At 61.1% G+C, this 19,591-nt stretch carries 28 protein-coding genes; 7 read left to right on the top strand and 21 right to left on the bottom strand.

Annotated elements, in window-relative coordinates; all coding sequences use genetic code 11:
• The first annotated feature begins 84 nt into the window (after positions 1–84).
• Together ACLD9W_RS08060 and ACLD9W_RS08055 are read left to right on the top strand one after the other, a co-directional pair.
• The gene (locus tag ACLD9W_RS08060) at positions 85–441 is read left to right on the top strand and encodes a hypothetical protein (protein ID WP_410841544.1); all 357 of its coding nucleotides are present in this window, start codon (positions 85–87) and stop codon (positions 439–441) included.
• A gap of 428 nt (positions 442–869) precedes the next feature.
• Positions 870–1,178 carry a hypothetical protein gene (locus ACLD9W_RS08055; RefSeq protein ID WP_410841543.1) on the top strand — a complete coding sequence of 103 codons (309 nt, stop codon included), beginning with the start codon at positions 870–872 and terminating at the stop codon, positions 1,176–1,178.
• A gap of 280 nt (positions 1,179–1,458) precedes the next feature.
• Here the strand turns inward: ACLD9W_RS08055 and bioB are convergent, their stop codons facing one another.
• From bioB to ACLD9W_RS08015, 8 genes are all read right to left on the bottom strand, one after another.
• On the bottom strand, positions 1,459–2,508 hold the full coding sequence (gene bioB, locus ACLD9W_RS08050; RefSeq protein ID WP_410841542.1) for a biotin synthase BioB: 1,050 nt from the start codon (positions 2,506–2,508) through the stop codon (positions 1,459–1,461).
• A 243-nt stretch (positions 2,509–2,751) separates the two neighbouring features.
• Positions 2,752–3,285: an alpha/beta hydrolase gene (locus ACLD9W_RS08045; protein ID WP_410841541.1), complete on the bottom strand. Its 534-nt coding sequence runs from the start codon at positions 3,283–3,285 to the stop codon at positions 2,752–2,754.
• Between the two features lie 63 nt (positions 3,286–3,348).
• Positions 3,349–3,663 (bottom strand): PepSY domain-containing protein, encoded by a 315-nt coding sequence (locus tag ACLD9W_RS08040; RefSeq protein WP_009751805.1) that lies wholly within the window; start codon positions 3,661–3,663, stop codon positions 3,349–3,351.
• A 143-nt stretch (positions 3,664–3,806) separates the two neighbouring features.
• On the bottom strand, positions 3,807–4,466 hold the full coding sequence (locus ACLD9W_RS08035; protein ID WP_410841540.1) for a hypothetical protein: 660 nt from the start codon (positions 4,464–4,466) through the stop codon (positions 3,807–3,809).
• Positions 4,467–4,527: 61 nt separating this feature from the next.
• Positions 4,528–5,055, bottom strand: a complete 528-nt coding sequence (locus ACLD9W_RS08030; protein ID WP_410841539.1) for a hypothetical protein — start codon at positions 5,053–5,055, stop codon at positions 4,528–4,530.
• Between the two features lie 23 nt (positions 5,056–5,078).
• Positions 5,079–5,570 (bottom strand): hypothetical protein, encoded by a 492-nt coding sequence (locus ACLD9W_RS08025; RefSeq protein ID WP_410841538.1) that lies wholly within the window; start codon positions 5,568–5,570, stop codon positions 5,079–5,081.
• Between the two features lie 37 nt (positions 5,571–5,607).
• A complete protein-coding gene (locus tag ACLD9W_RS08020; RefSeq protein ID WP_410841537.1) occupies positions 5,608–6,024 on the bottom strand; it encodes a hypothetical protein in 417 nt (138 codons plus the stop codon).
• On the bottom strand, positions 6,014–6,790 hold the full coding sequence (locus ACLD9W_RS08015; RefSeq protein ID WP_410841552.1) for an exodeoxyribonuclease III: 777 nt from the start codon (positions 6,788–6,790) through the stop codon (positions 6,014–6,016). The genes ACLD9W_RS08020 and ACLD9W_RS08015 overlap by 11 nt, the downstream gene beginning before the upstream one ends.
• 299 nt (positions 6,791–7,089) lie before the next feature.
• Between ACLD9W_RS08015 and pyrE the strand changes: the two genes are divergently transcribed.
• The 3 genes from pyrE to argA are packed head-to-tail and all read left to right on the top strand — an operon-like array spanning position 7,090 to position 9,578.
• Complete coding sequence (gene pyrE, locus ACLD9W_RS08010) at positions 7,090–7,737, top strand: orotate phosphoribosyltransferase (protein ID WP_410841536.1); 648 nt, start codon at positions 7,090–7,092, stop codon at positions 7,735–7,737.
• A 37-nt stretch (positions 7,738–7,774) separates the two neighbouring features.
• On the top strand, positions 7,775–8,242 hold the full coding sequence (locus ACLD9W_RS08005; RefSeq protein ID WP_410841535.1) for an MJ0042-type zinc finger domain-containing protein: 468 nt from the start codon (positions 7,775–7,777) through the stop codon (positions 8,240–8,242).
• A 4-nt stretch (positions 8,243–8,246) separates the two neighbouring features.
• Positions 8,247–9,578, top strand: a complete 1,332-nt coding sequence (gene argA / locus ACLD9W_RS08000) for an amino-acid N-acetyltransferase (RefSeq protein ID WP_410841534.1) — start codon at positions 8,247–8,249, stop codon at positions 9,576–9,578.
• 108 nt (positions 9,579–9,686) lie between these two features.
• Here argA and mutM read toward each other — a convergent pair whose 3' ends face one another.
• From mutM to ACLD9W_RS07935, 13 genes are all read right to left on the bottom strand, one after another.
• Positions 9,687–10,508 carry a bifunctional DNA-formamidopyrimidine glycosylase/DNA-(apurinic or apyrimidinic site) lyase gene (gene mutM / locus ACLD9W_RS07995; protein ID WP_410841533.1) on the bottom strand — a complete coding sequence of 274 codons (822 nt, stop codon included), beginning with the start codon at positions 10,506–10,508 and terminating at the stop codon, positions 9,687–9,689.
• Positions 10,509–10,584: 76 nt separating this feature from the next.
• Positions 10,585–11,373: a 3-methyl-2-oxobutanoate hydroxymethyltransferase gene (gene panB, locus ACLD9W_RS07990; protein WP_410841532.1), complete on the bottom strand. Its 789-nt coding sequence runs from the start codon at positions 11,371–11,373 to the stop codon at positions 10,585–10,587.
• A 66-nt stretch (positions 11,374–11,439) separates the two neighbouring features.
• Entirely contained in the window at positions 11,440–12,084 is a 645-nt protein-coding gene (locus ACLD9W_RS07985) for a deoxynucleoside kinase (protein ID WP_410841531.1), read from the bottom strand.
• 115 nt (positions 12,085–12,199) lie between these two features.
• Positions 12,200–12,691 carry a 2-amino-4-hydroxy-6-hydroxymethyldihydropteridine diphosphokinase gene (folK, locus tag ACLD9W_RS07980; RefSeq protein ID WP_410841530.1) on the bottom strand — a complete coding sequence of 164 codons (492 nt, stop codon included), beginning with the start codon at positions 12,689–12,691 and terminating at the stop codon, positions 12,200–12,202.
• A gap of 93 nt (positions 12,692–12,784) precedes the next feature.
• Positions 12,785–13,573, bottom strand: coding sequence for a hypothetical protein (locus tag ACLD9W_RS07975; protein ID WP_410841529.1), 789 nt, complete (start codon positions 13,571–13,573; stop codon positions 12,785–12,787).
• Positions 13,574–13,782: 209 nt separating this feature from the next.
• Positions 13,783–14,160 (bottom strand): holo-ACP synthase, encoded by a 378-nt coding sequence (gene acpS, locus ACLD9W_RS07970; protein ID WP_410841528.1) that lies wholly within the window; start codon positions 14,158–14,160, stop codon positions 13,783–13,785.
• 70 nt (positions 14,161–14,230) lie between these two features.
• Positions 14,231–15,073: an NAD-dependent epimerase/dehydratase family protein gene (locus tag ACLD9W_RS07965; RefSeq protein WP_410841527.1), complete on the bottom strand. Its 843-nt coding sequence runs from the start codon at positions 15,071–15,073 to the stop codon at positions 14,231–14,233.
• Between the two features lie 158 nt (positions 15,074–15,231).
• Entirely contained in the window at positions 15,232–15,672 is a 441-nt protein-coding gene (locus ACLD9W_RS07960; protein ID WP_410841526.1) for a hypothetical protein, read from the bottom strand.
• 105 nt (positions 15,673–15,777) lie between these two features.
• On the bottom strand, positions 15,778–16,158 hold the full coding sequence (locus ACLD9W_RS07955) for a hypothetical protein (protein WP_410841525.1): 381 nt from the start codon (positions 16,156–16,158) through the stop codon (positions 15,778–15,780).
• Positions 16,155–16,565 carry a thiol-disulfide oxidoreductase DCC family protein gene (locus ACLD9W_RS07950; RefSeq protein ID WP_410841524.1) on the bottom strand — a complete coding sequence of 137 codons (411 nt, stop codon included), beginning with the start codon at positions 16,563–16,565 and terminating at the stop codon, positions 16,155–16,157. The genes ACLD9W_RS07955 and ACLD9W_RS07950 overlap by 4 nt, the downstream gene beginning before the upstream one ends.
• 36 nt (positions 16,566–16,601) lie before the next feature.
• Positions 16,602–17,072: a DUF2269 family protein gene (locus ACLD9W_RS07945; RefSeq protein ID WP_410841523.1), complete on the bottom strand. Its 471-nt coding sequence runs from the start codon at positions 17,070–17,072 to the stop codon at positions 16,602–16,604.
• A 39-nt stretch (positions 17,073–17,111) separates the two neighbouring features.
• A complete protein-coding gene (locus tag ACLD9W_RS07940) occupies positions 17,112–17,498 on the bottom strand; it encodes a DoxX-like family protein (RefSeq protein WP_410841522.1) in 387 nt (128 codons plus the stop codon).
• An 82-nt stretch (positions 17,499–17,580) separates the two neighbouring features.
• On the bottom strand, positions 17,581–18,048 hold the full coding sequence (locus tag ACLD9W_RS07935; RefSeq protein WP_410841521.1) for a hypothetical protein: 468 nt from the start codon (positions 18,046–18,048) through the stop codon (positions 17,581–17,583).
• Positions 18,049–18,368: 320 nt separating this feature from the next.
• Between ACLD9W_RS07935 and ACLD9W_RS07930 the strand changes: the two genes are divergently transcribed.
• Together ACLD9W_RS07930 and ACLD9W_RS07925 are read left to right on the top strand one after the other, a co-directional pair.
• On the top strand, positions 18,369–19,328 hold the full coding sequence (locus tag ACLD9W_RS07930; RefSeq protein WP_410841520.1) for a siderophore ABC transporter substrate-binding protein: 960 nt from the start codon (positions 18,369–18,371) through the stop codon (positions 19,326–19,328).
• A gap of 96 nt (positions 19,329–19,424) precedes the next feature.
• A partial coding sequence (locus ACLD9W_RS07925; RefSeq protein WP_410841551.1) for an aspartate/glutamate racemase family protein occupies positions 19,425–19,591 on the top strand: 167 nt, incomplete at its 3' end.

Below are 19,591 nucleotides of genomic sequence, written 5' to 3'. Positions count from 1 at the left end.
AAATTACTTATGGCTCGATTTGCTGCGTACATGTTTCGGCATGTCTAGATAACATGTATTCAATCTAACTGAAGGAGTGACAGAATGAATCAAAAAGAGACTTTCCAATTTAATTTAATGAAAAAAGGGATTATTTCAGGTTTAACCTCCATAGAATGTCTAATATTAGAGCGTGATTTTGATGAAGAGCAAGAAAATCTTCTCTATGATATGCTAGATGAATTCTCTGAAAGACCTGATTTCAATTATGGAGAACTTGAACGACGAGTACAAGAGTTATTTGGCTGGAACTATCAGGATGTCAAAGGATTGATTATTAGCCTACATGATGAAAGCAGATGGCCTGAAGTTGTTTATCAATATTTAAAATCCAACCTTGAAAGTATGGGTAATTTATCATTTGAATATCACAGAGTTGCAAAAGAACTTAATTTGCTTTGATTTATAAGCAGGTTGTAGCCTGCATTCCCGCCAATCGCGTGCGTGGCTACGCCACACACGCGATTGGCGGGTGGCACAAACTTTAAAACCGACGTGTAGGGCGTGTACGGTACGCATGCACGCGTTCTTTGCTTGAGCAAGCGTAGCCTGTATGCGTAGGGTGTGTCGCCTCAGCGACGCACGCGTTTTATGAGATACCTGCCTGCCATCTTGCCCAAAGGCCGTCTGAAAGCCTAATCAGCTTGTTCAGACGGCCTTTTTATCTGCCCGCACCATTCCCCGCAAAACCAAAAAACCGCGTGCGTTGCTGCGCAATACACCCTACCGCTGTTGCTTTTGCGCTTTCAGACGGCCTTTTCTTGGCAAGCCGTCATTCGGCCGCCGCTTTGCATTACAATCGCCCCTTTTTTTGCAAACGGACTGACGCCATGTCGCAACAAACAGACGTTTCTCTCAATACCCTGATTTCCGCCAGCGGCACGATCGCGGGCATGGGTTTGGCGCTGGTGGGCATTCTTGCCGCCAAGCAGTCGCTCAAACCCAGCGAGATGATTTCCGACGATTTGTTTTTGTTTTCCTCCATCGGCTTTCTGCTGGTGGTGGTCGGCTACACGGCGCAGAAAAACAGCAGCCATCCGTATGTCGCGCGTTTGGTGACGCTGGCGGAGTGGATTTTTTCGCTGTCGCTGCTCACTGTGGTTGCGGCGGCGTTTATTCTGCTTTATGCCGAGGTGTGAAAACCCGTTCGAGAGTCGTGTGCGGCCGCGTTTTGACGGTGTTTGCGCATGAAAAAGCAGCCTTTGCGGCTGCTTTTTTGTTTTCGGAAACGTCATTGCCGCGTCGGCGGAAGCGGCTTCAATCATGGTCTGAGGCCGTCTGAAAAAGGCCGTTCCGGCATGCGCGGGAATGACGTTTCTGAAAACCTGCGGCGGGTTTCAGACGGCCTTTGTGTGTCCGCGCGGTGTTCCGTAAAACCAAAAACCGCGTGCGTTGCCGTGCAACACACCCTACCGCAGGCTAATAATCGACGCGGATTTTTGGCGTTTCCCGCGCATCGTTATGGGTGGCGGCATCGAAGCCCAGCGGATACAGATCGAGTTTTTCCATCAGCAGGCGGTCGCCGTCTTCATCGGGGTTTTCGGTGGTTAAAAGTTTGTCGCCGTAAAAAATCGAGTTTGCCCCGGCAAGAAAACACATGGCCTGCATGGCTTCGGGCATATTGCTGCGTCCGGCCGACAGGCGCACGTAGCTTTGCGGCATGGTGATGCGGGCAACAGCGATGGTGCGCACGAATTCCGTCCAATCCAAATCTTCGGCGTCGAAAAGCGGCGTGCCTTCTACTTTGACAAGTTGGTTAATCGGCACGCTTTCGGGCTGCGGGTCGAGGTTGGCGAGGCTGGCGATGAGGCCGGCGCGTTCGGCACGGGTTTCGTTCATGCCGACAATGCCGCCGCAGCAGACTTTCAAACCGGCGTTGCGCACTTTGCCCAGCGTGTCCATACGGTCTTCGTGTTTGCGTGTGTGGATGATGTCGTTGTAGCGGTCGGGGTCGGTGTCGAGATTGTGGTTGTAGTAGTCCAGCCCCGCGTTTTTGAAATCTTCGGCCATACCCTCTTCGAGCATACCGAATGTGCCGCAGGTTTCCATGCCCAAGGCTTTGACGGCGCGGATGATTTCGGACACGGCGGCCACGTCTTTGGGCTTGGGCCCGCGCCAGGCCGCGCCCATGCAGAAACGGCTGGCGCCGCGCGATTTGGCGATGCGGGCTTTGGCGACGATTTCGTCCACATCCATCATCTGTTCTTTGCCCAGATTGGTGTTGTGGTGTGCCGACTGCGGGCAGTAGGCGCAGTCTTCGGGACAGCCGCCGGTTTTGATGGACATTAAGGTGGAAAGCTGGATTTCGCGCGGGTTGAAGTGCTGGCGGTGGATTTTGGCGGCTTGGAAGACGAGTTCGAGAAAGGGTTGGGAAAACAGGGCTTCGACATCGCATTTTTTCCAATAACGCGCGGTCGGGTGCGGCTTGGGCTCGCTTTTGCGGCGCAAGGCGATGGGGGATACGGTCATATTGTGTTCTTTCGTATGTCGGCAGCGGCGTAATGACGCTGACCCGCCTGCCGCAGTCGCAATGACGGCGGCGGCTTGTTGCGGATAAAAAAGGCCGTCTGAAAAGGGCTTTCGGACGGGGTCGCAGTTTAGCGGTTTCGCAGGGGGCGGGCAACGGACAGAGGCCGTCTGAAAACAGGGTTTCGGAAACGTCATTCCCGCGCAGGCGGGAACGGCCTCTTTCGGCTTGTTTGACTATAAGGCTCAGGAAAGCAGCATTTCCTGCATCAGCTTCATGCCCCACTGCCAGCCCTGCATGGGGGTGTTCAGACGGCCTGTCTGCGGCGCGGTGAGGAGGGTGGCGCGCCAGAGGGCTGCCTGTTGCGCCGCCCAGTCGGGCGGGCATTCGGGGTCGTTTTGTCCGATAACGAGGGCGGCGCGGCAGGGGCAGCGGACGCGTTGCAGGCTGTGTTCGGCGTCGTCGGGAAAGGCGCTTTGCAGCGGTGCGGCGAGGATGATGTTGCACAGGCGGCCGCGGCTTTGCAGGTCGGCGCGGTAGAGCCAGGCGAGAAAGGCGGAAACGCCCGCGCCGTGGGCGACAACGGCGGCGTTGCGGCCGCGTATGCCTTCCCAGACCGTCTGAACGAGGCGCTGCCATTGTTGCGGGCTTTGGCTGCGGCCTGCGGCGGCGGTGCGCACGGTGGGGTAGCCGAGCGCCCAGCGGTCTATCCACATTTCGCTTTCGGCTTCGTCGCGTATCAGCAGCAGGGTGAGGTCTTCGAGGTCGTGGCTGTGCATGGCGGGAAAAGGGAGGCCGTCGGAATGGGTTTCAGACGGCCTTTTTCTGTGTTCGGTTCGGAATCAGCGGTCGATTTTTTTCGACAGGATTTTCAGGGCGGGATAGCTCATTTTGATGTCGTAGTCGCGGCCGTCTTTGGTGGCTTCGATGTCGAGGGCGGGTTTGCCGCGGTAAACGTCGGGTTCGATGTCGTGGACTTGGTAACCTTGGCGTTCGAGGATTTTTTCGGCTTTATCAAGGTTGGCGTCGAAGTTGGGGTCATCGTAGATTTGCGCTTCGATGCGGTCTTCACGGTCTTCACGGTAGTCGTGGCGGTCGTGAGCGGCGGCGGTGGCGGCCATCAGGGTGACGGCGGCGGCGAGGATGAGTTTTTTCATGTTGTTTCCTTTGTGGTGAATGTAAAGCGGCGTGATTTAAGCACGGTTTGGCGGTGCGGTTTGTTAAGAAAGGGTAAACAGCAAAGTCCGTCTGAAAACCGGTTTTGCCTTTTCAGACGGCCTTTGCCGTTGGCGGCGGGTGGTCAGCGGCACAGTTTGAGGTTGTGGGCGGCGGCTTTGGCTTCGCGTTGGTAGTCTTGTTCGTAGATGTAGCCGGGGTTGAACTCGGGATCGAGCCAGGTTTTTATGGTAGCGAGGGCGCGGCGGCAGGCGGCTTTGTCGCCAGCGTTTTTGTGGCTGACGGCCAAGTCGTTGGCTGCGTGCATGCGATCGGTGAAGCTGATGAATTTGTCGCAGCTGGCGATGTATTGCTGCTTGATTTGGGCGGCTTGGCGGTATTGTTTGGCGCGGTAGGCCGTCTGAAAGCGTTTTTCTGCGGCTTTGCCGCCCTGTTCGGTGCAGGCGGCGGGCAGGACGGCGTAGGCGCTGTCGAAGCGGGCGTTCATGCCGCAATATTCGCTGCACGCTTCCCGTGCGGATTCGGGCACTTCGAGTTCGACCAGGTTTTTGCCGGAGAAATGGAAACGGACGACGCAGCCTTTGTCGTCGCGGTATTGCTTGTTTTTGATGGTGCCGTCGAGGTCGCAGATGTTGCCGCGCTGGCTGGCGGTGTTGAGGGAAAAACGCTTGCCCGTGATGCTGATGCCGCCGGACTCGGTGGGGCTGTCGTAGAGGGCGTAGTCTTTGGCGGCAGCTGAGGCAGCAAGGGTGCAGATGAGGGCGGCGAAGAGGGGTTTTTTCATGGCAGACTCCTTATATATAAACAACGGGCCGACGGAAGTTTCAGACGGCCGTCTGAAAAGTTCAGTCGGGTTGGAATTCGAAGCGGCGGCGGTCGAAATCGTAGAAATAGCGGTCGACGGGGTTGTAGACCGACGGATAAAACAAACGGGGCTGCGGGCGCCCGGGCGGATCGGGCGGGAAATAATAGAGGCGGGGGCGGCCTTCCTGCGCTATGCCGGCGGCGGCGAGGCTCTCCGGCCAGCGGCCTTGTCCGGCACGGAATGTTTCGATTTTGGCGGCGGCTTCGAGGGCGCGGCTTGCGGCGGCGGCTTCGGCATATTTTATCCAGCCGAGGCAGAGGGCGGCGGCGCAGAACCAGACGGCGGCCTGGCTGAGGTACTGCGCGCGGCGGGGCCGTCTGAAAGCCGCCCGCCACAGGCAGGAGGCGATGGCGGGCAGCATAATCAGGACGACGGCCATTGCGGCGAACATGCCGGTCTGCGTCCATACCGCTGCGGCGGCGCTGCCGAAGCCCCATAACACGGAGGAGGCGAGTTCCCAAAAGTATTCGCGGCGGGCGGCGCGTGGGTCGGGGGCGGCGGTATTCACGGTTTTTCCTTGTTTTTACGGGCTTAGCGCGGGAAGCGGTGCTGCACGAAATCGTAGTCGTACAGTTTTCCTGCGACGTTGTCGGCATAGCGCAGCAAGGGCGTTTTGTCGGAGCAGGGAGGGGACGGCGGGTAATAGAACAGTGGCGGGCGGTTGGTTTGTCCGACGTTTGCTGCGGCGGGGTTGTTTGGCCAGCAGCCGGTGTCGGCATGGAATTTTTCGATTTTGGCGGCGGTTTGCAGGGCGGTGGCAAGGCTGTCGGCGCGCTGTTCGAGCACCATGCAGAAGAAGACGACGGCAGCCAGTGTCCAGAGTGCGGCTTTGGCCAGATGCAGGGCGCGGCGCGGGCGGCGGAAGACGGCGCAGGCGAGGTTGATGCCGGTGGCGCAGGGCATCAGCACCAGCATGATGGGAAAGATATCGTTGCCCGAGGCAATCCGGCCGTAGGCGGCGAGGGCGGCGGCGCACAGAAAGGCGGGCAGAACCGGCATCAGGTATTTGCGGACGAACGGCATGGTTTTTCTCCTTTCAGACGGTTTGTCGGGACGGGTTTTACAGCTTCACCCCCATCCACTGCGCCAGCGTGAAATAAACCAGCATGGCGGCGGGCAGGGTGAGGATGGCGAATCCGGCCAGCGCCGACACCATCCAGCTCCATTTTTCAAAGCCGCGCCAGTTGAAGCAGCGGGCGGCGTTGAAGAGGCAGGGCAGGGCGAGCAGCAGCCAGGCAAGCGCCCAGCCCCAATTCGGGCGGAACACGGGAATCAGGCCGGCGAAGGTGGCGGCGGTAAACAGCGTCCACAAAGCCAGCGGCAGCAAAAAGGCGGCGGCCATCCAGATAATGCCGCGTTTGAAGGCGGGCGTGAATCCGATCAGGCGGCGTTTTTCAGACGGCCTTTCAGACGGCCTCTGCGCGCTTTGCTTTTCAGACGGCCTGTTCGCCGCTTTTTTGCGCTTGTCAGAAGGCATAGTCGTACTCCGCAACCAGCGGCGCGTGGTCGGAAAATTTTTCGTCTTTGTAAACGTGCGCCGCTACCGCTTTGGCGGCCAACTCGGGCGTCACCATCTGATAATCGATGCGCCAGCCCACGTCTTTCGCGTAGGCCTGCCCCCTGTTGCTCCACCAGGTGTAGCCCGGCGCGTCGGGGTAGAGCGTGCGCCAGATGTCCGTCCAGCCCAACCCGTTGATAACCTTGCCTATCCACTCGCGCTCTTCGGGCAGAAAGCCCGAATTTTTCTGGTTGCCCTTCCAGTTTTTCAAATCGATGTTCTGATGCGCGATGTTCCAGTCGCCGCACACCACAATATCGCGCCCTTCGGCTTTCATGTCGGCGAGCATGGGGTAAAACACATCAAGGAAACGGAATTTCGCCTGTTGCCGCTCCTGTGCGCTGCTGCCGCTGGGCAGATACAGCGAAACCACCGACAGCCTGCCGAAATCGCAGCGCACAAACCGCCCCTCGCGGTCGAACTCTTCCACGCCGATGCCGGTGGTAACGCGGTCGGGCGCGCGTTTGCTGTACACCGCCACGCCGCTGTAGCCGCGTTTTTCCGCGCAATGCCAATGACCGTGCATCCCGTGCGGATTTTTCATTTCGGGCGACAAATCCACCTCCTGCGCTTTGAGTTCCTGCACGCAGACAATGTCCGCGCCCGAGGCGGCGATGTAGTCGGGAAAACCTTTTTTATAGGCCGAGCGGATGCCGTTTACATTGGCGGAGACGATTTTGAGCATGGTGTGAAAACGGGTTAAGAAAACGGGCGGCATTGTAACCGATTTTTCAGACGGCCTTCGGGGCTGAAGTAGGGTGCGTTCCGAGGCGACTGGCCTGTTTGGTTGCTATGGTACGCTGATTTGAACATACAAGGGTGTGTTACGCAGCAACGCACGCGGTTTGGGCGTGTGGGCAGATAAAAGGCCGTCTGAAAAGGAAAAAACGGGCTTCAGACGGCCTGCAAAGCGGCACGGCCTGCCCATTTGCGCGTCATTCATTTATAATCCGCGCTTTGAATTTGCCAACAGAAAGCGCGGCTATGTCCGATTTCCGTCAAGATTTTTTAAAATTCGCCCTCAGCCGCAAGGTGCTGAAATTCGGCGAATTCACCACCAAAGCCGGGCGGCAGTCGCCCTATTTTTTCAACGCCGGTTTGTTTGACGACGGTGCGTCCACGCTCGAATTGGCGCGCTTTTACGCCCGCTCGATTATCGAGAGCGGCGTGAAGTTCGACATGCTGTTCGGGCCGGCCTACAAGGGCATCATCCTCGCCGCCGCCACCGCCATGATGCTGGCGGAACAGGGCGTCAACGTGCCCTTTGCCTACAACCGCAAGGAAGCCAAAGACCACGGCGAAGGCGGCGTTCTGGTCGGTGCGCCGCTCAAAGGCCGCGTGCTGATTATCGACGACGTGATTTCGGCGGGCACTTCGGTGCGCGAATCGGTGAAACTGATTGAAGCCGAAGGCGCAACGCCCGCAGGCGTCGCCATCGCGCTCGACCGCATGGAAAAAGGCACGGGCGAACTCTCGGCGGTGCAGGAAGTGGAAAAACAATACGGCCTGCCCGTTGTCCCGATTGCCGATTTGGACGATTTGTTCGCCCTGCTGCAAAACAGCGCCGAGTTCGGCAGCTTTTTAGAACCCGTGAAAGCCTACCGCGAACGCTACGGCGCCCCGCGCGGCTGAGCGCACGCCGCGCCGCGCAACACAAGGGAAAACTGTTATGCCCATCTGCTCCTGCCCCCACTGCCAAACCTATCTGAAAGTCAAAGAAAGCCAGCTCAACGTTGCCCAGGGCTTTGTCAAATGCGTCGACTGCGAGGGCTTGTTCAAAGCCAAAGATTTTGTTGTCAGACAAAAGGTTGCCTCCATCGACTGGCTGCCCGAGGGCGTCAGTGACATCGATCTGGTGCGGCGGCTGGGCACTTATGTGCGCGGGCGCAATTCCTTCGACAAGCGCCAGATCGACTATCTGCTCGAACACCCCGCCGAAGCGGGGCAGCCTGCCGCCGTGCCCAACGATCAGGAACACCGCGCCGCGAAGCCCGTACCCATGCCCGAGCCACCGCGCAGCGAAACTACCGCGCCCGCCAAAAGCGGCGGGCCCAACTGGACACTTGCCGCCCTCGTCGCCCTCACCGTCCTCATCCTGCAACTGTTCTTCATCCTGCTGAGCCGTCAGGCCGTCTGAACCCATGCCGCCCGCCTTTATCCGCCACTTCCGCGAAGCCGCGCCCTATATCGACTATCTGCGCGGCAAAACGCTGGTGGTCGGCATTGCCGGCAGCCTGCTTACGCCCGAACGTTTCCGCCCGATTGCCGCCGATCTCGCCCTGATGGCGGGGCTGGGCATCCGCTTGGTGCTGGTGTACGGCAGCCGCAGCCAAATCAGCGCCGCCTGCGCCGCGCAGGGTATCGAGCCGCGCTACCATCTGGGTCGCCGCATCACCGACGACACCGTAATCGAAATCGCCAAACAGGTTTGCGGCCGTCTGAATTACGAAATCGAAGCCGCGCTGTCTGTCGGCCTGTCGCACTCGCCGCAGCGCGGCCGCCGCCTGCGCGTCGTGTCGGGCAACTTCGTTTGTGCCCGCCCCCTCGGCATCATCGACGGCATCGACATGGGTTACACCGGCCGCGTGCGCAAAACCGACGCCGAAGCCGTGCAGTCCTGCCTCGACAGCGGCGCCGTCGTCCTCATCAGCCCGCTGGCTGCCTCGCTGGGCGGCAAAACCTTCAACCTTGCTATGACCGACATCGCCGAGGCCGCCGCCGCCGCCTTGCAGGCGGAAAAACTCGTTTTCCTGATCGAAGAGGAAGGCATACTCGACGAAAAAGGCCGCCGCCTGAGCAATCTTTCATCCGAAGAAGCCGAAGGCCGTCTGAAAAACGGCGGCATCCTGCCGCAGCAGCGCGGCCTGTTGCGCACCGCCCTCAACGCCGTGGACAAAGGCGTGCAGCGCTGCCAAATCCTCTCCGGCCTTGCCGACGGCGACCTGATCGGCGAACTTTTCACCCGCAGCGGCACGGGCACCGCCGTTGCCCAAGCCCCCTTTATGCGCATCCGCCCCGCCGAAGGCAGCGACATCCCCGACCTCATCGCCCTTATCCGCCCGCTCGAAGCGCAGGGTATACTCGTGCACCGCAGCCGAGAATATCTGGAAACCCATATCGGCGGTTTTTCCGTGCTCGAACACGACCGCCAAATCTACGGCTGCGTCTCCCTGAAAACCTTTGCCGGCGCGCCAGAGAGCGGCGAGCTGGCCTGCCTTGCCGTCTCGCCCGAAGCGCAGGACGGCGGCTACGGCGAGCTGTTGCTGCAACACCTGATCGGCCGCGCCCGCAGCCTGCGCCTGAAAAAGCTGTTTGCCCTCTCCACGCAAACGGGCGACTGGTTCGCCGAACGCGGCTTTCAGACGGCCTCTGTCGCCGACCTGCCCGCCGCACGGCAGGCCGAATACCGCAGCAGCGGGCGGCAGTCGGCCGTTTTCGTGCTCGGCTTGGACGATGCGGGACAAGCGGGATAGACCGTATAAAACGTACAAAATGCAGGGCGGACAAAAGGCCGTCTGAAAACACGAAGCAGTGTTTTCAGACGGCCTTTTTGCTGCGCTGCACTTTCAGACGGCCTGTTGCTATTGCTGGCAGACGGGGCAATAGAATGTGCCGCGGCCGCTGAGGGTGGTTTTGACAACGGTTGCGCCGCATTCGGCGCAGGCTTGGCCGTCGCGGCCGTAGACGCGGTATTCCTGTTGGAAATAGCCGCTGTTGCCGCTGCTGTCGACGAAATCGCGCAGGGTGCTGCCGCCTTTGGCGATGGCGCGCTCGAGTGTGTCGCGGATGCTGTGTGCGAGGGTGGCGGCTTCGTCGCGCGTGAGGTTGTCGGCGGGGCGCAGCGGCGAGATGCGGGCGGCGGACAGGCTTTCGTTGGCGTAGATGTTGCCGACGCCGACGACGGCGCGGTTGTCCATCAGCACGGTTTTGACGGGGCTGCGGCGGCTTTGCAGGGCGGTGTGGAGATAGTCGGCGGTGAATGCTGCGCCCAGCGGTTCGGGGGCGAGGTGTTGCAGCAGGGGATGGGTTTCGGCCGCGCCCGCATACCATGTGACGATGCCGAAGCGGCGCGGGTCGTGGAAACGCAGCAGGGTGCCGTCTGAAAAGGCGATGTCAAGGTGGTCGTGTTTTCCCGCTTCGGGTGCTTGGCCGGGGGTGAAAACGCGCAGGCTGCCCGACATGCCGAGATGGATCAGCAGGATGCCGTGGGCGAAGCGGACAAGGAGGTATTTGGCGCGGCGGCCGCATTCGAGCACGGTTTGCCCTGCCAAGGTGTCGGCCAAACCGGGCGGCACGGGCAGGCGCAGTTTGCTTTGGCGCACGGTGAGGGCGGCGACGGTTTTGCCGGTGATGTGCGGGGCGACGCCGCGCAGGGTGGTTTCGACTTCGGGCAGTTCGGGCATGGCGTTTGCGGTTTTCAGACGGCCTTACAGCTTTCAGACGGCCTCACCGATTGCGTGAGGCCGTCTGAAAAGGCGGTTACAAAAAGCTGTGTTCGGCGGCGGGGAAGGTTTTGTTTTTCACGGCGGCGACGTAGGCTTTGACAGCGGCTTGGATGCTGCCCTGCCCCGCCATAAAGTTTTTGACGAAGCGGGCGGTGTGGCCGGGGAAGACGCCGAGCATATCGTGCATGACGAGCACTTGTCCGTCGCAGTCGACGCCCGCGCCGATGCCGATGGTGGGGCAGGACACGGCTTCGGTAACGGCTTTGCCCAGCGCGGCGGGCACGCATTCCATCAGTATCATGGCCGCGCCCGCCGCGTCGTGGGCTTTTGCGTCGGCCGTCAGCGCTGCGCCGCCGTCGGCCTTGCCCTGCACTTTGTAGCCGCCGAAGGCGTGGACGGACTGGGGGGTGAGGCCGATGTGGGCGCAGACGGGGATGCCGCGCAGTTGCAGAAATTCGGTGGTTTCGGCCATCCACACGCCGCCTTCGAGTTTGACCATATGCGCGCCCGCGGCCATCAGTTCGGCGGCGGTGGCGAAGGCTTGTTCTTTGCTTTGCTGGTAGGCGCCGAAGGGAAGGTCGGCGAGAATGAGGGCGTTTTTCGCGCCGCGGGCGACGGCGGCGGTGTGGTAGCACATGTCGGCGAGGGTGACGGGCAGGGTGGAGCTTTGTCCCTGCACGGTCATGCCCAGCGAGTCGCCGACGAGGAGGGTGTCGACGCCCGCGTCGTCCATCAGGGCGGCGAAGCTGGCTTCGTAGGCGGTGAGCATGGCGATTTTTTCGCCGTCGGCTTTCATTTTTTTCAGGGTGTTGACGGTAATCACGGTGTTCCTTTGTGTGGTGTGTATGTGTTTCAGACGGCCTTTTGTTTGGAGGCCGTCTGAAAAGGGTCAGATGTCTTTGAGGTTGAGGTAGTGGCGGTTGCCTTGCATGTGGCTGATGGTGCGCAGGAGCAGCTCGAAATGGTCGTCGTTGCCGGTGAAGTCCATTTCGTCGTTGGCGATGAGCAGCGGGGCGTTGTCGTAAAGGTGGAAGAAGCGGCGGTATTCTTCGCGGATGCGGCCGAGGTAGCCTGCGGGGAAGAGGTTGAACGTGCCGCCGCCGCGCGAAATCAGGCGTTTGTCGGCAGCTTCGTCGGCGGTTTGCAGATAAATGACGAGGTCGGGAACGGGCATCTCGGGCATGATGCGGTGTTTGGCTTCCCAAAACAGGGTCTGTTCATTGGCGTTTTCGTCGTCGTCGAGCACGACGGGTACGAAAATCTGGTCTTTTTCCAGCAGAAAATCGGCAACGACGCGGCCTCCTTTGGCTTCTTCGGCGTTGATGATGTCGATGGCCTTCACGCGGCGCAGCAGGAATTGCAGTTCGGTGGCGAGGCCGTGGTTGGCTGCGTTTTCGTAGAAGAGTGAGAGGAAGGGGTTGGTTTCGGGGCTTTCGGTGAGGTAGAGCGCGTCGAAATAGCCCGCCAGCCGCCGCGCGAGTTCGGACTTGCCGCTGCCTATCGAGCCTTCGACCACTATGTATCGGTAATCCATCGCCTGGTTCCTGTTTGTCGGCAAAGGGGCGGATTATACGGCTTCGGGCGCGGGCTTTCCAACAGCAGGCAGGCCGTCTGAAAGGTTTTCAGACGGCCTGCGGGTCTGTGTTTGTTTATAGGAGACGGATGCCGTCCGCGCCGAGGGCGTCGGCCAGCGCGCCCGCCGTGCCGTGTTGCCCGATTATGTAGGCGGGGTCGAGGTCGGCGAGGGGGCGCATGACGAAGGCGCGCAGGTGGGCGCGCGGGTGCGGCAGGGTGAGGGCGGGGTCGGAGGATGTTGTGTGCGCGTAGTCGACGATGTCCAAATCGAGGGTGCGCGGGGCGTTGGCAAAGGGGCGCTCGCGGCCGAAGTCATGTTCGATTTGTTGCAGCAGATCGAGCAGTTCGCGGGCGGCGAGGGTGGTTTCGATGATGGCGGCGGCGTTGGTGAAATCGGGCTGATCGGTATAGCCGACGGGGGCGGTGCGGTAGAGGGGCGAGAGGCGCAGGGAGAGGATGTGCGGATGGTTTTTCAGACGGCCTGCGGCCTGGGCGATGGTGTCGGCGGACGCGCCGAGGTTGCTGCCGAAGGCGATGGCGGCGGTGGCGGGGCGGGTGTCGGGCATGGGCGGCTTTCGGGCGTTATGGAGGAGGTGATGAGGCCGTCTGAAAGATTTTGGCTTTGTTGAGGCTTTATTTTCAGACGGCCTTTCGGGAAATCACCGTTTCACTTCGCGGTAGGCTTTGAGTTCGCGTAGGATTTCGGGTTTGACGATGCCTTGGAGTTTGGCGGCGGGGAGGATGAAGGATGGGGTGTCGATGTAGCTGCCGAAGCTGTATGTGCCGTAGGAATAGGAGAGGGCGTTTTTGTCGAATGTCCAGTTTTCCAGATGTTCGTCGGTCAGGTAGTGGGAGCTGTTTTTGTCGTCGAAATCCGCTTCGATTTCCTGGCGGGTTTTGCCGCCTTCTTGCAGATAGTAGTCGAGCATGCCTTGGCGGTGCAGGGCGGCGAAGGCGGCTTTTTTGCCGGGCAGCAGGATGTCGGCGAGTTTGAGGGGGACGGGTTTGCCGCTGCGGGGGATGACGTAGTCGCTGCCGTCGCCCGCGCCGTGCGCGCCGCCGGAGAATTCGTAGTCGGTGGTGGAGAGGACGTAGTAGTGGGGGGTGTAGCCTTCGAGGGAGACTTCGGCGATGTATTGGTGGCGCGGGTAGCCTTCGTCATCGCGAAATTCATCGACGCGTTTTTTCAGTTCGTGCAGGGCGGCGGCTTTGGTGAGGGTTTTGAGGCCGTCGGCGGCGGACATCGGGCGCAGTAGTTTTTCGACAAAGGCGTTTTGCGCGGCATCGGGGAAGACGGGGCGGGAGACGATGAATTCGCTGCACCCGGTGTCGGGCGAGGGTTTGGGGCAGTATTTGGCGGTGAAGGATTGGATTTTGACCTGCGGCGGTGCTGCGAGGGCGGGCAGGGCGAGGGCGGCGAGGAGGAGGGCGGGGAGATGTTTGTTCATGGTTTCGCTCTTTGGTTTGCAGTTGGGGGACGGGATTTTACGCTTTTTTGCTGTGCTGAAACGGTGTTTTCAGAAACGTCATCCCCGCGGTTATGCTCTGAAAGAGTACCGGCGGGGACGGCCTGTTTATGTTTCCGCCGCACCCCAAAGACCGCGTGCGTCGCCTTGGGGCGACACACCCTGCATAAGGGTAGAGGCCGTCTGAAAACTTATTTTTCGGCCACGGCGAAGGCGGTTACGGTGCCGCTGTCGTCGCTGATGCTGATGTGGACGCGGGTGATGCCCAACTCGTCGAGGAAGGCTTGCAGGGGCGGGGCGAAGAGGGTTTCGGGTTTGCCCTTGGCGTTGTGGCTGATGCCGATGTTGCGGAAGGAAACCGCGCCGCGTATGCCGGTGCCGATGGCTTTGGCGGCGGCTTCTTTGGCGGCGAAGCGTTTGGCCAGCAGGGCGGTGGGGCGGGCGGCAGCTTCGAATTCGGGCAGTTCGGCCGGGTGCAGTACGCGTTCGGCGAAGGCGCGGCCGTGTTTTTTGTAGAGGGCGGCGATGCGTTTTTCCAGCACGATGTCGGTGCCGATGCCGTGGATCATGGCGTTTCTCCTGTGTTTGGCGGTTGGTCTGAGGCCGTCTGAAAGTTCGGCTTTCAGACGGCCTCGGATTTTAATCGGATTCCGCCATGCGGGCGAATTCGTCCGCGCCCAGCGGTTCGCGGCCGAGCAGGGCGGCGAAGGGGGCAGGGTCGGCGCAGGAGCCTTGTTGCAGCAGGGTGATGCTGCCGAGGCTGAGAAAGCCGTTGCTCAGGATGTTGGCCAGAGGCAGGGCGGGGCGCAGCAGGGCGAGGGGGAGGGGCAGGATTTTGGCGGGGGCTTTGCCGTGCAGGGTTTGCCGCAGGATGGCGAGGTAGCCGGCGAGGGTGGTTTTCAGACGGCCTGTCATGTTGACCGGCGCGCCGTTTTCGGGCGGGTTTTCCAGCAGGCGGCAGAGGCCGTCGGCCACGTCGGCGGCGTGCACCGGCTGCAAGTCGAACGCGCCGCCTGCGGGCAGGGGCAAAACGGGCAGGCGGGCGAGGCGGATAAAGAGTTCGCAGCTTGCGCCGCCGCGCCCGAACACGACGGAGGGGCGGGCGACGGCAGCGGGTAGTTCGGCGGCCACGGCGGCATCGCCGCGCCCTTTGCTGGCAACGAAGGCGGCGGCGGCGGGGTCTGCGCCCAGTGCGGAGAGCTGCACCCAGCGGCGCACGCCCGCTTCTTTGGCGCAGCGGGCCAGCAGGGCGGGGGTGTGGTGGTGGACGGTTTCGAGAATGTCGGCGTGGCGGCTCATGACACCGACGCAGTTCATCACGGCGTCGCAGCCTTCGAGCAGGGGCATGGCGGCGTCGCGGCTCGGGCGCAGGAAGTCGAGTTCGGCGTGCGCGGGGGTGCGGACGCTGTGTCCGGCTTCGCGCAGGCGGCGTGCGGTACGGCAGCCGATAAAGCCGCTGCCGCCGAGGAGCAGGATGTTCATGGCGGGGTTCTTTCTTTGGGGTTGGACGGGGTGGGTTGCGGTTTCAGACGGCCTCTGTCGGGTGGCAGGGAACGCGTGCGTCGCCTTGGGGCGACACACTCTACGTCAGCGGCGGAGGCCGTCCCCGCCTGCGCAGGGATGACGTTTCTGAAAAACGTTTACGGCTGTCCGGGTGCGTTTTGCTGCCGTTCGGCGAGCTGTTGCAGGCGGTAGGCGGTTTGGGCGGGGGTGTCGGCGGGTGCGGGCGGCTGTTTGGCGGCGCGGTTGAGCCGGATTTGCCGCTGCACCATGTAGGCGAGGACGAGTAGCAGCGACACGCCGCCGAACACTGCCCAGCGCAGGGCGTAGAGCAGGTTGTCGGCGAGGCTGCGCTCAAAATTGGGGGCGAACAGCAGGGTGTAGAGCAGGGGGAGGAAGACGGTGAGGCCGCCGTAGAGGCGTTGCCAGAACAGGCCGCTGGTTTCTTTCACGCCTTCGCGTTCGTCGTCGCACAAAAAGGCAATGACGCGGCGCAGGCCGCTGCCGACGATGAACCAGCAGGAGAGGCTGACGGCGAGGGAGACGGCGGCGGTCATCAGGATGATGGCGAGGTTTTGCATGATGGTTTCCTTTCGTTGGCGGATGGGGATTGGGGTCTGTTGATATTCGGCCTGCGAGCGGTTTTTTGCCAAAAACACCGCCGCAAGGCTGATTGTCAACAGACCCTAGTATTGCCGCAGCTTTTGGCGGGCGGCGGCGTTTTGCTTGGCGCAGTAGGCCGCCGTCTGCTGCGGACTGTTTCCGGCGCGGCGGGCTGCCTCGGCGTGCGGGGCGACATAGGCGTTGAGCCGCTCCTGCACGGCTTCTTTCTGCGCGGCGTATTTGCCGGCAACAAGGGCTTCGCAGTGGGAAACTTCGCGCAGGTGGGCGGCGAGTTTGTCCTGCGGCACGGCGCGCGCGGCCTCGTCGGCGGGGCAGGGCATGGTGAAGACCATGATGTCCATGTTGTCGCGGAAAATTTGCTCGCAGCGCGCCAGTTCGTTTGCGGCGGCAGGGGCGGCGGGCAGCAGGGCAAGCAGGGCGGCCAGGGGGAGGGGTGTTTTCATTTTTTCGTCCTTTTTTCGGGTGGCAGATAACAGGTGCCATTCTCACACGGAGGGCGCGGCAGCAGCCAGCGTGGAAAACGGTAGCGGTTGCGGGCAAACCAGGGATAGAGGCGGTCGCAGAGCGGCGCGATCAGCGGCAGATTGGCGAGTTTCACTGGCGTAAATCGTTCGGCGTGCTCGTGCATCAGGCGCACGGCGGCCATGCCGCGCACCATTGTGCCGTCGCCACGCAGGATATGCAGGTAGGTCATGGCTTGGGCGGGGCTGATGCCGTGGCGGCGCAGGATTGCTTCGCTGCCCTGCACGGGTACGGTGTCGAACTCGGCGGCGCGGCGGTCGGACAAAACCAGCTCCATCTCGCGCACGCACAGCGGGCATCCGGCATCGTAGAAAATCGTGTGTTTCATGGTTTTTTCCTTTCGTAAACAATGTATTCAGACGCCCTAAGCCGGTTTCAGCACCATCAAAAAGTAAATCGCCAGCGTGGCGCAGAAGGCGGGATAGCCCAAAAGCTCCCACAGCCGCGCGTAACGCCAATACTGCCCGGGCAGCGAGGTTTCGCCCGCCTCGTTGGCCGCCTGCGCGATTTTGGCCAGGCGGATTTGCAGCCACACCACCGGCAGCCAGCACGCGCCGCACAGCAGGTAGAGGCCGAGCGTCCACGCAATCCAGCGCGTATCGAAGGACAAATGCGCCTGCGACATCAGCCACCAGCCCGAGAGCGGCTGGAAAATCACGGCGGGCGTAGTAAACCACCAGTCGGCCTTCACCACCCATTTGGCCACCACCGACTGTGCCGCCACCGAGCCGCTGCGGTTTGCCCAAAACAGGTAAAACGCCGTGCCGAAGCCCGTGCCCACCATCAGCGTGGCCGACAGGATATGCAGGGTTTTGACTATCAGGTAAGTGTTCATGATTTGCTCCTTTTATTTAAGAGTTACGAAAAGCAGGTTTCAGACGGCCTTTTGCCGTGCGGCCTGCACCAAAAACAGCATCAGCGCGGCTGTCGGCAGGTTTTTCACCAGCGGCGCGAAGGGGTGCAGCCACATGGCGGGCAGGGTAAGGGCGATAATCAGGCTGTATGCCGCCACCGTCGCCGCCTGCGCCGCCCAAAAAAGCGGCAGGCGGCGGGCGCGGGTGAAGCAGAGCAGGCCGAAGACGATGTCCAACAGCGAGGCCGCCAGCAAAACGGGATAGCGGAAGGCCGTCTGAAAACCCACGGCCGCGAGCAGTTCCAGCGATTGCTGCGGCGCGGTCAGCACCGGTTGCAGGCCGCTCCACAGCCACAACAGGCCGAGCGAGGCGGGCAGATAAGTGGGGATGCGCGGGGTGGTATTCATTATTTGTCTTTCTAAATTTCCGTCAAAACAGAAATAATGGGTCAAAAAAATTTGCGGGAAAGCAGCGGGCGTTTCAGACGGCCTACTCGTCATTCGGCTTCGGTAGCACCAGTCGCGCCAGCGTTGCCGCGCTCAGGCCGCCCGCGAGGGCGAAGGTATAGCTTACGAAGCTGTCGGCTGAGGGATCTCCGCCAAAACCGAGATACGGCAGAACAAAGCCGAACAGCGCGGACACCGCCGCTCCCGCCGCCGCCGTCAGAAACGTGTTGGCCGCGCTGCGGTACGGCCGCCAAAGCGTCAGAATGCAGGCCAGCACGGCGGCGGGCACGAAGCCGAGCACCGTGCCGAAAATCAGGAAAAGCGGCAGAACCAGCACGCCGGCAAAGGTTTCTGAAAACGACATTTCGCCGAGAACAAGCGCGGCGAAGAAGGTTGCACCTCCCAACCAAAGCGCGCCCAAGGGTGCGCCGCACAACAGCGAAATCCAAAACACACCGGCGCGCGGATAGGGTTTGGCGGCAGACGGGGCGGGGCGGACGGATTCGTTCATGGCGGATTTCCTTTTTGCGGTTTTGATTTCGGCGGATGCCTCGGTGTCGGTTTTGCGGCATTGTATTGGCGTTTTAAAATTTCTGTCAATACAGAAATTAAAATAAATCTGCCGGTGTGAAAACGGGTTGTCCGCCATCCGTCCATACCTTTTGGAGACATGGGCGCGGGATGGCGTTTGCGAAAGGATGCGAATTGTCAGCGCGGGCGGTTTTATGTGAAAATCGCTCTTACTTGACTTACCGGCCGTCTGAAACGCGGTTTTCAGACGGCCTGCCGCATTTGCGGCATTGTGTCTGTTTATCCAAAAGGAGCGATTTCATGATATTCCGCCACACTTTACTTGCCCTGTGCTGCGCCGCCGCGCTGGCCGCCTGCGGCAGTCAGCAGGAGGGTGCCGTGCAGGCGCCCGCTTCCGCACAGCAGGCCGCGGCCGCCGGTTCGGTTTCCGTGAAAACCATGCGTGGCGAGGCTGCCGTGCCGCAAAATCCCGAGCGCGTCGCCGTGTACGATTTGGGCGCGCTCGACACACTGAGCGCGTTGGGTGTGAAGGTCGGCGCCGCGCCCAACACCCTGAGTCTGACCTATCTGCAAGACGCGGTGAAAGACGCGGTGAAGGCGGGCACGCTGTTCGATCCCGACTATGAAGCGCTGCACGCCTACCAGCCGCAGCTGATTGTGATCGGCGGGCGCACGGCCGACGCTTACGACGAGTTGGCCAAACTCGCGCCCACCATCGAAATGGGCATCGACTCCAACAATATGCGCCAAAGCGCCGACGAGCGCATCGACGCCTTCGGTGCGATTTTCAACAAAAAAGCCGAGGCCGACGCGCTGAAACAGCAGATTAACGCTTCCTTTGAAGCGGCCAAAGCGGCGGCGGCGGGCAAAGGCCGGGGGCTGGTGCTGATGGTCAACGGCGGCAAGCTGTCGGCTTTCGGCCCCAAATCGCGTCTGGGCGGCTGGATACACGGCGACATTGGCGTGCCGGCGGTGGACGAGGCGATTAAGGAAGGCTCGCACGGCCAGCCCGTTTCCTTCGAATATGTGAAAGAGAAAAACCCCGACTGGCTGTTTGTCCTCGACCGCACCGCTGCCATCGGCGAGGAGGGACAGGCGGCGAAAGATGTTTTGAACAACCCGCTGATTGCCGAAACAACGGCGTGGAAGAAAGGCCAGGTGGTGTACCTGCTGCCGGAAACCTACCTCGCCACCGGCGGCGCGCAAGAGCTGCTGAACTCGACCAAGCAGCTTAAAGACGCGTTTGACGCGGCGAAGTAAATCCGTGTTTTCAGACGGCCTCCTCCTGAGAAGAGGCCGTCTGAAAAACGTTTTGCCGACAGATTTTTGGCAGCCCCCGAAACATCAGGAACAAACATGAAAACCATCGGCATCATCGGCGGCATGAGCCCCGAAAGCACCGTGCTGTACTATCAGGCTATCAACCGCGAAACCAACCGCAGGCTCGGCGGCAACCGCAGCGCGGACATCGTGATGCACAGCGTCGATTTTGAAGAAATCGTCCGCCTGCAAAAAAGCGGCGA

This window comes from Neisseria sp. WLZKY-1, from assembly GCF_046546535.1.
Lineage (GTDB): Bacteria > Pseudomonadota > Gammaproteobacteria > Burkholderiales > Neisseriaceae > Neisseria.
The sequence above is the reverse complement of the archived record's forward strand: the minus strand, read 5'-3'. Positions and strand labels throughout refer to the sequence as shown.